Annotated in this window: 5 protein-coding genes; 1 reads left to right on the forward strand and 4 read right to left on the reverse strand. The window is 71.4% G+C overall.

Going from position 1 to position 16,469, the window contains the following annotated elements; all coding sequences use genetic code 11:
- Positions 1 to 2: 2 nt before the first annotated feature.
- Positions 3 to 12,440 carry a type I polyketide synthase gene (locus ACT2CW_RS36580; RefSeq protein ID WP_445519662.1) on the reverse strand — a complete coding sequence of 4,146 codons (12,438 nt, stop codon included), beginning with the start codon at positions 12,438 to 12,440 and terminating at the stop codon, positions 3 to 5.
- Between the two features lie 332 nt (positions 12,441 to 12,772).
- Between ACT2CW_RS36580 and ACT2CW_RS36585 the strand changes: the two genes are divergently transcribed.
- A complete protein-coding gene (locus tag ACT2CW_RS36585) occupies positions 12,773 to 13,660 on the forward strand; it encodes a 2OG-Fe dioxygenase family protein (protein ID WP_445519663.1) in 888 nt (295 codons plus the stop codon).
- Between the two features lie 27 nt (positions 13,661 to 13,687).
- Here the strand turns inward: ACT2CW_RS36585 and ACT2CW_RS36590 are convergent, their stop codons facing one another.
- Genes ACT2CW_RS36590 through ACT2CW_RS36600 form a run of 3 tightly spaced genes read right to left on the reverse strand, consistent with a single transcriptional unit; the run spans position 13,688 to position 16,469 of the window.
- Entirely contained in the window at positions 13,688 to 14,614 is a 927-nt protein-coding gene (locus tag ACT2CW_RS36590; protein ID WP_445519664.1) for an NAD-dependent epimerase/dehydratase family protein, read from the reverse strand.
- A complete protein-coding gene (locus ACT2CW_RS36595) occupies positions 14,611 to 15,219 on the reverse strand; it encodes a dTDP-4-dehydrorhamnose 3,5-epimerase family protein (RefSeq protein WP_445519665.1) in 609 nt (202 codons plus the stop codon). The genes ACT2CW_RS36590 and ACT2CW_RS36595 overlap by 4 nt, the downstream gene beginning before the upstream one ends.
- Positions 15,216 to 16,469, reverse strand: a complete 1,254-nt coding sequence (locus ACT2CW_RS36600; RefSeq protein ID WP_445519666.1) for an activator-dependent family glycosyltransferase — start codon at positions 16,467 to 16,469, stop codon at positions 15,216 to 15,218. The genes ACT2CW_RS36595 and ACT2CW_RS36600 overlap by 4 nt, the downstream gene beginning before the upstream one ends.

Here is a 16,469-nt window from a genome sequence, read left to right on the forward strand (position 1 = left end):
GCTCAGGACGGTCCGAATTCCTGGTCGATGAAGCTGAAGAGGTCTTCGGCCGCCGCGGACTCCAAACGATCAGCGATGGTGACCGGGTCCTTCTGCGCCGAGCCGGCCTGTGTCGGGCCGTCCGATGCCGGGGCGTCGGGAGGTGCCAGTTCCTTTCCGAGGTGTTCGGCGAGCGCGGCCGGGCTCGGGTAGTCGAAGATCAGGGTGGTGGGCAGTCGCAACCCGGTGGCCGAGTTCAGCCGGTTACGCAAGTCCACCGCGGTGTGCGAGACGAAGCCGAGGTCGAGGAAGCCGCGCTCAGGCGCCACGGCTCCCGCTTCCCCGAGGCCGAGGATGGCCGCGGCGTGTTCCCGGACCGTCCGGAGCAGTACCCGCTGTCGCTCCCCGTGGCCGAGGCCCGACAGACGCCGTACCAGCGGCGCTTCTTCCGAACGGGAGGCTTCGGCGTGGGCGGGGGCGGGGGCGCGTCGTGCGGGGACCGGCCGACGGACGCGTCCCTTCGGCCGGGCCGGGCGCGGCGTGAACACCTCGCCGCTCCGTACGGCCACCTGTCCCGCTCCCGCCAGGACGGCCTGCCGCAGGACATCGAGCGACGCCGCCGAATCGTCCACGTCCAGCAACACGAGCCGCCCCGGATTCTCGGGCTGCGCGGACCGCAGCAACCCCCACACCGGGGCCGCCGCCAGATCGCGGACGTCCTCACCCGCCTCGACGGCCACCGCACCCCGCGTCACCACCACCAACCGCGACCGAGCGAACCTCTCCTCCGCCAACCACTCCCGCACCACACCCAAGATCCCGCCCTCGGCACCACTCACGGCCGACGCCACCTCGCCGACGGCGGAATCAACGCACACCACCGCCACATCCGGCACCGCGTGCTCGCTCAGCGCGGCGAGATCCTTGAAGAACTCCGCCCCCAACGTCTCGGCCAACCCGAAGACGTCCTCGCCCACCACGGCGCACGATCCGCCCCCCGAAGCCGCAGGCAACGCGGCCGGCACCCACTCCACTCGGTACCGGCCCTCCCCCGCCCCCGCCGGGACCGCGAACTCCGCCTCCCGCACCGGTCGCATGACCAGCGCATCCACCGACACCACCGGCATCCCCGCCGCGTCGGCCACCGCCATCGACAGCCCGCCATCGCCATCCGGCGCCAGCCGCACCCGCACCACCGAAGCCGCGGCCGCATGCACGGACACACCACTCCACGCGAACGGCAGCCGCACCCCGTCCCCGGCGCCGTCCACGCATGCCAACCACGCGTACAACGCCGCGTCCAGCAGCACAGGATGCATCCCCAGGCGATCCGTACTCGTCCCCTCCGGCAACTCCGCCTCGGCGAAGACCTCCTCCCCCCGGCGCCACACCGACCGCAGCCCGCGAAACGCCGGCTCATATGCGAGCCCCACATCCGCCAACCGCTCATACGCCCCGGCGAAGTCGACCGTTTCCGCTCCCACCGGCGGCCATGCGCTCGCATCCCCCGAGCCGCTCCCATCCCCCGAGCCGCTCGCCTCACCACCAACGCTCAGCAGACCTCGCGCATGGCGCGTCCACGAATCGCTGCCGCCATCACGGGCGTACACACTCAATTCACGCCGGTCTTCCTCCCGCGGCCCGCCGACGACGAGCTGGACCTGGACCGCGCCCTCGTCGGCCAGCACCAGCGGCGCCTCCAGCGTCAGCTCCTCCAGCCGGCGACACCCCACCTCCTCCCCCGCCCGCAAGGCCATCTCCACCAAGGCCGACCCCGGCACGACCACCCGCCCCAGCATCATGTGATCGGCAAGCCAGGGCTGGGCGCGCAGCGACAAGCGCCCCGTCAGCAAGAACCCGCCCGACTCGGGCAGCGGCACCGCCGCCCCCAGCAACGGGTGCTCCGTCGGCTCCAACCCCACCGAGGCCGCAGCACCGGATTCCGCAGCAGCGCGTGAGTCGAGCCAGTACCGCCGACGCTGGAACGCGTACGTCGGCAAGTCCACGCGCCGCGCTCCCGATCCCGCGAACACCGCCGGCCAATCCACCCCGGCACCACCCACGAACGCCTCGGCCACGGACGCCAACAGCCGCTCCGGACCGCCCTCGCCACGGCGCAACGTCCCCACCGCCGCGATGCCGACCCCACAGTCGTCGGCCGTCCCCTCAACGCCCATCACCAGCGCCGGATGCCCACTGGCCTCCACGAACACCCGGAAGCCCTCGCCCAGCAACACCCGCACCGTCTCGTCGAACCGCACCCTTCCGCGCAGGTTCCGGTACCAGTACCGCGCGTCCAATTCCACCGTGTCCAGCACACCGCCCGTCACCGTCGAATAGAACGGGACCGACGACGGCCGAGGAGCGATCCCGGCAAGACTCCGCTCGAGCTCGGCCTCGATCGCCTCGACATGCGCACAGTGCGAGGCGTAGTCCACCGACACCCGACGCGCTCGCACCCCCTCCGCCTCACACACCGCCAGCCACTCCTCAACCGCTTCCACATCACCCGACACCACCACCGACGCCGGCGCGTTCACCGCCGCCACCGACAACCGCTCACCCCACGCCGCCAGCCACTCCTCCACCGCTGCCGCCGGCAGACTCACCGACGCCATCGCCCCACGGCCCGACAGCGCCCGCAACGCGCGACTGCGCACCGCCACCACCCGCGCGCCGTCCTCCAAGGACAAGCCGCCCGCCACCACCGCGGCCGCGATCTCCCCCTGCGAATGCCCCACCACAGCCGACGGCACCACACCCAGCGAACGCCACGTCCCCGCCAGCGACACCATCACCGCCCACATCACCGGCTGCACCACGTCGACCCGGTCAAGCCACTCCGGCCCCTCGGCACCTCGCACCACGTCCAGCAACGACCAGTCGACCGACGGCGCCAGCGCCGCCGCGCATGTCCTCATCCACTCCGCGAACACCGGCGACGAATCCAGCAGCTCGACCGCCATCCCCGCCCACTGCCAGCCCTGGCCGGGGAAGACGAAGACCGCTCTGTGGTCGGAGCCGATGACGGCACCGTGCGCCACGCCCGGGGCCTCCCGTCCCTCCGCCAGGGCGGCCAGGCCGCGCGCCATATCGGCGCGATCCGCGCCCAGGACCACCGCGCGGTGGTCGAACACCGCACGGGTGGTGGCCAGCGAGAATCCGACATCGTTCGTTGCCACCGCGTCCGGGCCGGCGCCCTCGTCGACAAGCGACAGCAACCGCGCGGCCTGGTCCCGGACCGCCGCCTCGGACTTCGCCGACAGCACCCAGGGGGTGATATCACCGGCAGCGACCGCCAGGGGGCTCGGCACGGGCTCGTCGTCCGCCTCGGCCTCCGCAGCCGCCTGTTCCGGTGAATGTTCCAGTGCCGGTGCCGGTGTCTGTTCCAGGATGATGTGGGCGTTCGTTCCGCTCACGCCGAAGGAGGACACACCCGCCCGACGCGGTCGTCCGGTCTCGGGCCACTCGACGGGGTCGGCCAGCAGCCTCACCGCGCCCGCGGACCAGTCCACATGCGGCGACGGCTCATCGACGTGCAGGGTCCGGGGCATCAGCCCGTGCCGCATGGCCAGCACCGTCTTGATGACACCGGCCACGCCCGCGGCGGCCTGGGTGTGCCCGATGTTGGACTTCACCGAGCCCAGCCACAACGGCCGGTCCCCGTCCCGGTCGCGACCGTACGTCGCCAGCAGCGCCCGCGCCTCGATCGGATCGCCCAGCGTCGTACCCGTACCGTGCGCCTCCACCACATCGACCTCGGCCGCGGTCAGCCCCGCGTCCGCCAACGCCGCCCGGATCACCCGCTGCTGCGACGGGCCGCTCGGCGCAGTCAGCCCGTTGGTGGCGCCGTCCTGGTTCACGGCCGAACCCCGTACCACCGCCAGCACCTGGTGCCCCTGGCGCCGGGCCTCCGACAGCCGCTCCACCACCAGGACGCCCACGCCCTCGGAGAAGCCGGCACCGTCGGCCGTCGCCGCGAACGCCTTGCAGCGCCCGTCGGGAGCGAGCCCGCCCTGGCGGGTGAACTCGGTGAACAGGCCGGGCGTGGCCATGACGGTCACCCCGCTGACGAGGGCGAGCGTGCACTCGCCGGTGCGCAGCGACTGTACGGCCAGGTGCAGGGCCACCAGCGAGGACGAACATGCCGTGTCCACCGTCATCGCGGGACCCTCGAGGCCCAGGGCGTAGGACACCCGGCCGGAGAGCACACTGGCCGTGTTGCCGGTGATGACGTATCCCGCCGCCTCCTCGGGCACCTCGGGGCTCATGGCGAGGTAGTCCTGGCCGTTCGTCCCGGCGAAGACGGCGGTGCCGGTGCCCCTGAGCGCCAAGGGGTCGATGCCCGCCCGCTCCAGCGCCTCCCAGGACGTCTCCAGCAGCAGCCGCTGCTGCGGGTCCGTCGCCAGCGCCTCACGCGGCGAGATCCCGAAGAAGTCGGCGTCGAAGTCGCCCGCGTCGTGGAGGAAACCGCCCTCGTCGGTACAGGACGTCCCGGCGCGGTCGTTGCCGGAGTCCGGGTCGTACAGGGCCGCCAAGTCCCAGCCGCGGTCGGCGGGGAACGGGGTGATTCCCTCCGCACCCGTGTCGAGCATCCGCCACAGGTCCTCGGGGGACCGGACGTCACCGGGGAATCGGCAGCTCATCCCGACGATGACCACGGGGTCCTGGTCGGTCGCCGGTTCTGCGGCCACGGGCGAGGCAGCCGCCGCCTCCGGTTCGGGGAGCAGTTCCGCGCGCAGGTGGGCCGCGAGCGCGCGGGCGTTCGGGAAGTCGAAGGCCGAGGTGGGCGACAGGCGCAGGCCGGTCGCCGCGTTCAGGTGGTTGCACAGCTCGATGGCGGTCACCGAGTCGAGGCCGAGGTCTTTGAACGCGCGGGACGGATCAACCGCGTCGGCTCCCACGTGGCCCAGGACCGACGCCACGTGGTCACGTACCACGGCGAGCGTCGCCGTCTCCTGTTCGGCCCGGGTCGCCAGGCCGGCGAGCCTGCCGGCCAGGCTGTCGGGCGCGGCCGCCGCGTGTGTGCCGGGACCGGCCACGTGGGCGAGCCTGCGTACGTCGGGCAGGTCGGCCAGGAAGGGGCTGGGGCGGGTGGCGGTGTAGGCCACATGGAACCTGTCCCATTCGACGTCCGCGATCACGACGTTGGGCTCGCCTCCGGCCACCGCGCCCGCCAGTGCCGACACCGCCAGTTCGGGGTCCATCTCCGGCAGGCCGTGCCGACGCGCCACCGTGCCGATGCCGCCCTCGGCCATGCCTTCCTCGGCCCAGGCGCTCCAGGCCACCGAGGAGGCGGGAAGGCCGAGGCCGTGCCGGTGCTCGGCGAGGGCGTCGAGGTAGGCGTTGCCGGGCGCGTAGTTGCCCTGTCCTGAGGCGCCCAGGGTGCCCGCCACAGAGGAGAACAGCACGAACGCGTCCAGGTCCATGCCGAGGGTCAGCTCATGCAGGTACCAGGCACCGTCGGCCTTCACCCGCAGCACGCGGTCGATCTGCCCGGGGGTCAGCCGCTCCACGACCGCGTCGTCCAGGACCGCCGCGGTGTGGACCACCGCCGACAGCGGGCAGCCGTCGTCGGATACGTCGTCGAGGAGCCGGGCGAGTGCCGTGCGGTCGCCCACGTCGCAGGCGGTGACGGTCACCCGCGCGCCGGTGGCCTCCAGTTCCTCGCGCAGCGCGGAGGCGCCGGGCGCGTCCGGTCCACGGCGGCCGGCCAGCACCACGTGCTCGGCGCCCGACCTGGCCAGCCAGCGGGCCACCCGCGCGCCCAGACCACCGGTACCACCCGTCACCAGCACGGTGCCGCGCGGGCGCCACACCGCCCCCGGGCCGGGACGCGTGGCGCGGGCGAGGCGGCGGGCGAACATTCCGGAGGGACGGAGCGCGACCTGGTCCTCGCCCTCGGCACCGGCCAGTACCGCCGCCAGCAGGCGGCCCGCGCGCGCGTCCCACCGCTCCGGCAGGTCCACCAGGCCGCCGAACCGCTCCGGGTGCTCCAGGGCCGCGATCCGGCCCAGGCCCCACACCATCCGCTGGGCGGGAACGCCGACCTGATCCCCGTCCGCGACGGCCACCGCACCGCGGGTCAGGCACCACAGGGGTGCGTCCACCCCTGCGTCGCCCAGCGCCTGGAACAGGGCGAGCGTCCCGGTCAGGCCCGCCCGGGAGACACCGGCTCCGGTGGGTGGCCCGTCGGCCAGGGACAGCAGCGACAACACACCGCGGTACTCGCCGCCCTCCGCCCGAACACCTCGCAGCGTGTCGGCGATCCGGTCGCGGACGGCCCCGGCGGGCAGCTCGACCGTGACCGCGTCGCCTCCGTGGTCCCGCACCGCGGCCGCGACCGGCCCCACGGCCTCCCCGGCGCGGCCCTCCGGGACGACCAGCAGCCAGGTGCCGGACAGCGTCGGCCGACGTGCCGTGCCCATGGGCACCCACCTGGTGCGGTAACGCCAGCCGTCCACCGTCGAGGTCACGAGCTGCCGCTGCCGCCAGGACTTCAACGCGGGCAGCACCTGCGCGACCGACTCGGCGTCGACCTCCAGTGCGCCGGCCAGCGACTCCGCGTCGCCGCCCTCCACGGCCTGCCAGAACGCCGCGTCGGCCGCGCTGCCCTCCGGTGCCGGCTCGGCGTCCGGCTCCCACCAGAACCTCTCGTGCTGGAACGCGTACGTGGGCAGGTCCACGCGCCGCGCCCCCGACCCGGTGTACGCCCGCGTCCAGTCCACCGGCACACCGTGGACGAACGCCTCGCCCAGCGACGTGAGCATGCGTCGCGCACCGCCGTCGTCGCGCCGCAGCGAACCGACCACCACGGCGTCGCTTCCCGCGGTCGCCAGCGTCTCCCGCAGGCTCACGGTCAGCACCGGGTGCGCGCTGCACTCCACGAACGCCCCGAAACCCTCACCGGCCAGCGCCCGGATCGCCTCTTCGAAACGCACCGTCTGCCGCAGGTTGCGGACCCAGTACTCGGCGTCCGGGCCGCGCTCGCCGCCCAGCCACTCCCCGGTGACCGTGGAGAAGAAGGGCACCGCGAACGTCTGAGGCTCCATCGGCGCCAGATCGGCGAGGATCTGTTCGCGGACCTCATCGACCTGCGAGGAGTGCGAGGCATAGTTCACCGCGACACGCCTGGCCCTTGTTCCGTCGCGTGCACACCGCGCCAGCAGTACGTCCAGCGCCTCCGGCGTGCCCGACACCACCGTGGACGACGGCCCGTTGACCGCCGCCACCGCCACCGCCCCGCCCAACGCCTCGATGCGCCGCCGCACTTCGTCGACCGGTGCCGCCACCGACACCATCCCGCCGCGCCCGGCCAGCCCGGTGCCGATCGCGCGGCTGCGCAACGCCGCCACCCGGGCACCGTCCCGCAGCGACAGGCCGCCCCCCACCACCGCGGCCGCGATCTCCCCCTGTGAGTGGCCCACCACGGCCGCCGGTTCGACACCGTACGAGCGCCACACCTCGGCCAGCGACACCATGACCGCCCACAGCGTGGGCTGGACCACCTCCACGCGCTCCAACGCATCGGCGTCGTCGAGCACATCCAGCAGCGACCACTCCACGAACGAGGACAGCGCCACCGCGCACTCGCTCATCCGTGCGGCGAAGGCCGTCGAGGACGTCAGCAGCTCCCGAGCCATTCCCACCCACTGCGACCCCTGCCCCGGGAACACGAACACGGGGCGAGGCGTGATTCCGCCGTCTCGCGCCACACCGCTCGTCGCGGTGGACTCGGCCACCGCCCTCACCGCTTTGAGGAGTTCCTCCCGCGAGCCGCCCGTCACGACCGCGCGCCGCTCGTGCAGCGACCGTGAGGTGACCAGTGACATCCCGACGTCAACGGGCGACACCTCGGGGCGCGCCTCCAGGAAGGACGCGAGCCGTCGCGCCTGCCCGCGCAGCGCCGCCTCGCTCTTCCCCGACAGGACCCAGGGCATGACAGCGGGGGCGACGTCCGGTTCTTCCGCCGGCGCTTCCGGCTTGTCCGGGGCCTCTTCGGCCTCTTCGGCCTCTTCGGCCTCTTCCAGGATGACGTGTGCGTTGGTGCCGCTGATCCCGAACGAGGACACACCCGCCCGCCGCGGACGGCCACCCCCGGCCCACGGACGCGCCTCGGTCAGCAGCTCCACCCCACCCGCCGACCAGTCCACCTGCGGGGTCGGCTCCTCCACGTGCAACGTCTTCGGCAACACCCCGTGCCGCATCGCCAACACCATCTTGATCACACCGGCCACACCCGCGGCCGCCTGCGTATGACCGATATTCGACTTCAACGACCCCAGCCACAACGGCCGATGCCCGTCCCGGTCCCGCCCATACGTGGCCAGCAGCGCCTGCGCCTCGATCGGGTCCCCCAACCTCGTCCCCGTACCATGCGCCTCGACGGCGTCGACCTCATCCGCGCCGAGCCCCGCACTCGCCAGCGCCGACCGGATCACCCGCTGCTGCGACGGACCGTTCGGCGCCGTCAACCCATTCGACCCACCATCCTGGTTCACCGCGGAACCACGCACCACGGCAAGGACCCGGTGCCCGTTCCGCCTGGCGTCCGACAGCCGCTCCACCACCAGCACCCCCACACCCTCACCCCACCCCGTACCATCCGCACCCGCCGAAAACGCCTTGCACCGGCCATCCGCCGACAACCCGCGCTGCCGGCTGAATTCAATGAACATGTCCGGGGAGGCCATGACCGTGACACCGCCGGCGAGGGCCAGGTCGCACTCGCCGGAACGCAGCGCCTGACCGGCCAGATGCAGCGCCACCAGCGACGACGAACACGCCGTGTCCACCGTCACCGCCGGGCCTTCCAGCCCGAGCGCGTAGGCGATGCGGCCGGACATCACGCTCGGCGTGTTACCGGTGAGCAGGTAACCGGCGAAGCCGTCAGCTGCCTGGTGGGCACGTGGACCGTAGTAATGGGTGGTGGCGCCTATGTAGGTGCCGGTCGCCGACTCGCGGCGCGATCGCGGATCGATTCCGGCTCGCTCCAGTGCCTCCCAGGACGTCTCCAGCAGCAGCCGCTGCTGCGGGTCCATCGCCAGCGCCTCACGCGGCGAAATCCCGAAGAACTCCGCGTCGAAGTCACCGGCTCCGGTGAGGAAGCCGCCCATCCGTGTGTAGCTGGTGCCCCAGTGCCCGGGGTCCGGGTCGTAGAGGGCGTCCAGGTCCCAGCCCCGGTCGGTGGGGTACCCGGAGATGGCGTCCTCGCCGGTGACGACCAGCTCCCACAGCTGTTCGGGCGTGCTCACGCCGCCGGGGTAGCGGCACGCCATGCCCACGATGGCCAACGGCTCCGCCGTCGCCTTCGCGACGCGGGTGTCAGTCGCCCGTCGCTTTCCGGTGATCTCTTCGTAGAGGTGGTCGGCGAGACCGCGCGGGGTCGGGTAGTCGAAGACCAGCCGGCCGGCGAGGGGCAGACCGGTGCGTGCGGCGAGACCGTCGGCCAGCTCCTGCGCCATCAGGGAGTCGAAGCCGAGGTCTTTGAAGGTCAGCGTGGCGTCGACCCGGCCGGTGTACTCCATGACCGACGCCGCCTGGTCGCACACCGTGTCGAGGACGGCGTCACGTTGTTCGGGCTCGGACAGCCCGGCCAGAACGGCGGCGAGGCGTCCGTCGGCCCGCCCCGCGTCCAATGCCGCTGCCACCCCGGCCCCGTCGGTCTCCGGGACCTCACGAGTGGGTTCGGCGGCCGTCCGTTCCGGTGACGGCCGGCTCTCGATCCAGTACCGCTCGCGCTGGAACGCGTAGGTGGGCAGGTCGACTTGTCGCGCCCCCACGAAGAACGGTTCCCAGCCGACCACCTCACCGCGCACCCATAGGTGAGCCATCGCAGTGGCCGCGGTATGCGTCTCGTCCCGATCCCTGCGGCAGAACGGGACCGCGGCGACGTCGGGATGCGTCCGCTCGTCCTCGGCCCAGGCCCGGACCGACTCCTTGATCATGGGGGTGAGAACGGCGTCGGGGCCGATCTCCAGAAAGGTCGCCACCCCGTGGTCACGCATGGTGGCAACCGCATCGGCGAACAACACCGTCCTGCGCACCTGGCGCACCCAGTACGCCGGATCCTGCAACACCCCCGGAGCAGCCATCCGTCCCGTGACGCTCGACACCACCGGCACGTGCTGATCCCGGTACCCCACCGACCCCACAACCCGCCCGAACGCCTCGAACATCGGCTCCATCAACGCCGAATGCGTCGCATGCGACACCGTCAGACGCCGCGTCCTCACCCCCAACCCCGCCAAGCGCCCCGCCTCGGCCAACACCGGCGCCACCGTCCCCGAAAGCACCACCGACTCGGGACCGTTCACCGCCGCGACCTCCACACCGTCGCCCGAACGCACCGCGTCCACCCCAGCTCCCACCGCCACCATCACGCCCTCGCCGGTCGGCAGCCCATGCATCAGCCACCCACGCGCCAGCACCACCCGAGCCGCGTCCCGCAACGACCACACACCCGCCACATGAGCCGCCACCAACTCGCCCAGAGAATGCCCCGCCACCACCGAGGGACGCACATCCCACGAACCCAGCAAACGCCACGAAGCCACCTCGAACGCGAACAACGCCGGCTGCGCCCACCCCGTCCCGGTCAGCCCGTCAATACCTCCGGACATCACCTCCCGCAGTCGAGCCGAGAAATCCCCTCCGACCCCGAAGACCTCCTGAAGCTCCTCCGAGAGCCCTATGTCAGCGGCCACACCACCAGCGACCTCGTCAAAGACGCCCAACACCTCATCCAGCGCCACAGTGAACGCACCGAACCCCGACAAGCCCTCACCCATGCCGACGCGCTGCGCGCCCTGTCCCGAAAACACCACCCCCACATCACCGTCCACCACCGAACCCGAGACCACGCCCGAGCCACCGCCCCGTTCAGCCAGCCCCGACAACCCCTCGGCGAGCTGACCCCGACCCGCGCCCATCACCACCGCGCGATGTCCGAAACGCGACCGCGACGACACCAGCGACCAGCCCACGTCGACCGCGTCCATGTCGCCGGCGCCCTCGACGAACCGGGCCAGGCGGCGCGCCTGTCCGCGCAGCGCCTGCTCGGAGCGGCCGGAGACGATCCAGGGCACGATGGGCGGATCCGTTCGGGTGCGCCCGCCGGTGTGCCCGTCCGCCGGTTCCGGCCGCCAGTCCGACAGCACGACATGGCAGTTGCTGCCGCCCATCCCGAAGGAGCTCACCCCCGCGACGAGTGGCTCGTCCGGCGCCGGGTCCCCGGGCCACGGACCGAGTTTCCGCTGCACCTGGAGGTTGAGTTCGTCCAGGGGAATCCGGGGGTTCGGTGTCTCGAAGTTCAAGCTGGCGGGCAGCAGCCGGTGCTTGAGGGCCAGGACGGTCTTGATGAACCCGGCGATACCGCCCGCGCCGCTCAGGTGGCCGATGTTGGTTTTGATCGACCCGACGGCGAGCGGCCGGCCGACCGGACGCCGACTGCCGATGGCCTCTCCCAGTGCGGCGGCCTCGACCGGGTCGCCCACCGGGGTTCCGGTTCCGTGCAGCTCGACGTAGCGCACGGCGGCCGGGGACAGGCCGGCGTGCTCGTAGGCCCGGGTGAGGACGTCGGCCTGGGCGCCCACCGTCGGAGAGGTGAGCGTCTCACCCCTGCCGTCGTTGTTGGTCGCGCTGCCACGCACCAGGCACAGGACGCGGTCTCCGTCCTCGAGCGCGGCGCTCAGACGCTTGAGCACGACGGCGCCTCCGCCCTCGCCCGGCACATATCCGTTGGCCTTGGCGTCGAACGTGTGGCAGCGGCCGTCCGGCGAGAGACCGCCCCAGCTCGCGGCGAGCAGCACGCTTTCCGGCATCAGGTGCAGATTGACGCCGCACGCGATGGCCAGTTCCGACTCCCCGGACCGCAGGCTCTCGCAGGCCAGGTGCAGGGCCACCAAGGAGGAGGACTGTGCGGAGTCAATCGTGAGGCTCGGGCCACTGGCGCCGAGGAAAGCGGAGAGCCGGTTGGCGATAATGCCGCGCTGAATGCCCGGCAAGGTGTGGTGGGCGCCGAGTGCTTCGGCGTGACGCGTCAGCAGCTTCGCGTAGTCGTCCGCGTTCACGCCGACGAATGTGCCCAGTCGGCTGCCGCTGACCTCACTGGGGACCACGCGGGCGTCCTCAAGGGCTTCCCAGCCCAGTTCCAATACGAGTCGCTGTTGCGGGTCGACGAAAGGCGCCTCGCGGGGGGAAAGGCCGAAGAAGCCCGCGTCGAAGTCCGCCGGCCGGTCGAGAAAGGCGCCCCACCGAGGTGCTCCGTCGGAGGCCTGACCTGTCCAGCGGTCCGGCGGGACCTCCGTGACGGCGCTTTCGCCCGACGCCAACAGCTCCCACAGCCGCCGCGGGCTTTCCGCCCGCGGGAACCGGCAGGAGACGCCGATCACGGCTATCGCCGTGTCCGGGTCGACAGCGTCTCCGGCGCGGACCTCTCCAGACAGGCCGACAGTGGTCATCGAGAGAAACCTCCAGCACCGGGCGTGCGGCCGAACGGAAACGAATTCAGAAGAAGCCCGGCGTGGAGTTCATGCTCTCGATATACCCGGCATCAACTGCCTTATAAGTGTCCGCCGCCGCACCCGTCAGTGACATCGGCGATCACCGCCGTTACGGCACTGTCCTCTGCGCATCAGCATTCGCAGCCCATTGCCCACCGGGCCGTCGGATGGTAAGTGTGACGGCAGCGCATGCCGAGTCTTCTGGTACCGGCTCGCCGATCCCGTCATCCGGCCAATGAATCCGCCGTATCATCATGGAGGGCACAAAGGGTATGCCGAACTATGACGCCGTGGTTTCCGAGATTACGGAGATACGCTCGACCTATATCCGCGATCGTTTCGCTTTCGTCCCCGGCGCTCAGCTCACCAGGATCGTCAAGGGATTGGGCGCCACAGACGACGACCTCAAGAGCCTCACCACCGTCAGCGACGGGCTGAAGAGCGACCCGACCCTCCCGTTCCGAAAGACCAGGACCGGCCGCTTCGGTTTCGACCCGTCTGCCATGCGGGTGCGGCGGCTCGAATTCCAGCCGTTCATGCTGTCCATGGAGGACGACTTCGTACGGCACGATTCCGGCCAGGTGCGCAACTTCGACGAGATTCAGAACGACCTACAGCTCAACACCGCCCTGCAAGCGCTTCTCGTCTTCAAGTTCATGGTCTTCGAAGGCGTGACGGTCACCCATCGGCCGAAACTCGACTACGACAGCGACCAGTGGATCTGCACCCTGCTCAACGTGAGGACCACCACCGACGGTGACATGATCGGCGAGCCGGCGCTCGAAGGGGTGCACAGCGACGGCGTCGACCACACCATGACGACCTACCTGGGCAGCGAGAACATGACGGACGACAGCGCCGTCACGTTCCTGCACGACATGCGCGAGGTGAACGGCACCCGATGGCACGACACGGACGCCGACCTGATTCGCGCCAAGGCGCAGCACCGTGACTTCCTCGACACATGCCTGATCGTCGACCACGAGAGCAAGCACAGCGTCTCGACCCTGTACGCCGCCGACACGTCGAAGCCCGCCACGCGGGACCTGCTGGCCTTCCTGACCCGCAAGCCGGTGGCCGAAGGGCACCACTCGCACGCCTTCGATTCGCTCGAGCCGCACCGGGAGCTTCCCATGACGGTCGGCCTGCGCCTCCTCGACAGCACACCATCCAGGTAGCGGCCGTGCCGCGTCAGACCGGAAAGGTCACGAGGCGGCCCACAAGTCGCGGAGGGATCGCTCCAGCGGCACCCGCGGGGACCAGCCCAGCCGCCCGCGCGCCAGCCGGATGTCGGCCTGGGTCCACGCGCCGCCCTTGCTGTGTACCGGGGCCTGCCCCTTCCGCACCAGGTGCGGGGGCACCCCCGACACGGAGACGAGAATTCCGGCGAGTTCCCGCATGCTGGTGGCGGTCCCCGACCCGATGTTGATCAGGCGCCCGGTCGCCCGTGTGCCCGCCGCCAGCACCACGGCCTCGGCGATGTCACGTACGTCGACGAAGTCGCGCTGGTCGTCGACGACGGTCAGGGTGAGCGGAGCGTCCTCGCTGGTGGTGCGCAGTTGGGCGGCGAGCCGGCCGAGGAAGCCGTGCAGCGGGGCGCCGGGTCCGCAGCCATTGGTGAGGCGGAGCACACAGCCGTCCACGCGCCCCGCCTCCGTGGCGTCCAGGACGATTCGGCTGCCGGCCAGCTTGGTGCGCGCGTAGAGGCTGCCAGGGGCGGTCGGGTGATCCTCCGCGATGGCCGTGCCCTCCGGGACGGGGCCGTACTCGTGCACGGTGCCGAGCTGTAGCAGCCTCGGCCGTCGGCGGAGCGTCGAGACGGCGCGCACCAGCCGGTCGACGAGCAGGACATGCCCGGCCGTCATCCGTTCCTCGTCGTCCGCCCCGAGGTCGCCCGCCGCGTTGACGACGAGATCGGCGGAGCCCACGGCCTCGGCGATGTCCCCGACCGTCGCGGCTGCCACGTCGAGCGGCAGGAAGCGGGCCCCGGGAGTCGGTTGGGCGGGTTTTCTCGCCACGGCCAGGACGTCATATCCATGTGCGGTCAGCGCTGCGCAGATGTGCCGTCCCAGGAATCCGGTGCCGCCGATGACGACGGCGGAGCCCGCGTGCGCGTCGATCGCGTGGTTCACCGTGCCCCGTCACCCCTGTCCACGTGCAGCGCCCGGCACACCTCGTACGACGGCAGCACGCCGGCGCGGCGGGCCTCGGCCAGCGTCGGCGCGTCCCGGTCACGTGGGGAGACCAGGTACTCCATGCCGTCGGGCCAGGGCAGCCCGAGCGCCGGGTCGAAGGCGTCGACCTCGTGCTCGGCCGCCGGGTCGTACTCCACCGACGTCACATAGGCGGCCACCGTGTCGTCCCGCAGGGCGATGAACGCGTGCCCGAGTCCCTCCGCCAGGTACACCGCACGGCAGGAGTCGGGGTTCAGCCGGGTGCTGTCCCAGCGGCCGAACGTGGGGGAACCGACCCGCAGATCGACCACCACATCGAGCAGCTCCCCGGCGGGGCAGGTCACCACTTTGGCCTGGCCGGGCGGCACATCCTCGTAGTGCACACCCCGGACGACCCCGCGCCGGGAGAAGCTGTGGTGCACCTGACCCAGGCGCAGCGGATACCCCACGGCTTCCGAGAAGGCGGTTTCGGTGTAGTGGGCGACGAACGCGCCGCGCCGGTCGCGGTGAACGTCGGGTACGAACTCGTAGGCGCCGGACACCGCCAGCTCTCGTACCTTCATCGGCGACGCTCCGCGGTGAGGTTTTCCAGTACGGGTACCAGATCGTGTGGGGTGGGCGCGCTCAGGTTCTCCTGGCGCAGGCGCTCGGCTCCGCTCCGGAAGGAGGGGTCCTTGACCAGCCGTTGCACGCTGTCGCGCAGGACGTCGGCCGTCAGCTCGGAGGCGTGAACGGCGAGTCCCGCACCGGCCTCGGACAGGCTTGTCGCTCTGTTCCACCAGTCGCCGTAGCGGATGGTGGGGATGAACTGGGGTACGGCGTTGGCGAGTGCGGTGCTCCAGGAGCCGAAGCCGCCGTAGTGGACGACGGCCGAGGCAGTGGGAAGCAGGGCGTGCAGGGGGACGAAGTCGACGATACGGGTGTTGCCGGGGACCTTGACGAGCTTCTCGGCCTCGTCGGGCGGCAGCGTGGCCACCACGTCGACGTCCATGTCGCCCAGCGTGTCGATCATGTCGGGGATCGGGAGGAGGGTGCCGCCGACCACGGCATGCGCGGAGATGCCGGGCGTCAGGACGACGCGCGGGCGCTCGGGTGGCTCGTGCACCCAGTCCGGGATCTCACAGGGTCCGTTGTAGGGGAGGTAGCGGACCGGTATCCGCTCCACCGTCAGCGGAAACTGGAGGCTGGTGGGTACCTGGTCGATGGTCCACTGGCCGACCACGACCTCTTCGTCGAACGAGCTGCCGTAGCGGCTGAGGTGCTTGCCGAGCCAGTCGGCCATCGGGTCTTCACGGCGCTCCCGCGGGCGTTCCGCCTGGCGCTGGAGGAAGACGTCGCGCATCGCGGAGTGGTTGTCGAAGCACCACAGCAGCCGGGCGTGGGCGGCGCCGACGACGCGCGCCGCCACCGGCCCCGCGTAGCTGAGGGGTTCCCAGATGACCAGGTCGGGTCGCCAGCGGCGGGCATACGCGACCAGGTCGGGGATCATGGGGTCGTTGTAGACCTGGTGCGAGAACATGACGCTGACTCTGAGCTTCGCCAGCGCCTGCTCCCACGAGTGCGCCTCGAGGGTCGGGTTGGACCAGTCGGAAAGCGGGTTCTCCAGCGAGCCGCGGTTCCGCGCCAGCATGTCGTGGAAGTTGTGGTCCTCGCCGACGGAGACCGCGGTCAGGCCCATGCTCTTGATGGCGTCCACCAGCGCGGGGCTGCTGGCGACTTGGACGTCGTGGCCCGCGACGGCCAGGGACCACGCGAGCGGCACCATGGACAGCAGATGTGACCTGTCGGAGAGCGTCACGAAAAGTACACGCAT

The organism is Streptomyces sp. NEAU-174, from assembly GCF_052665095.1.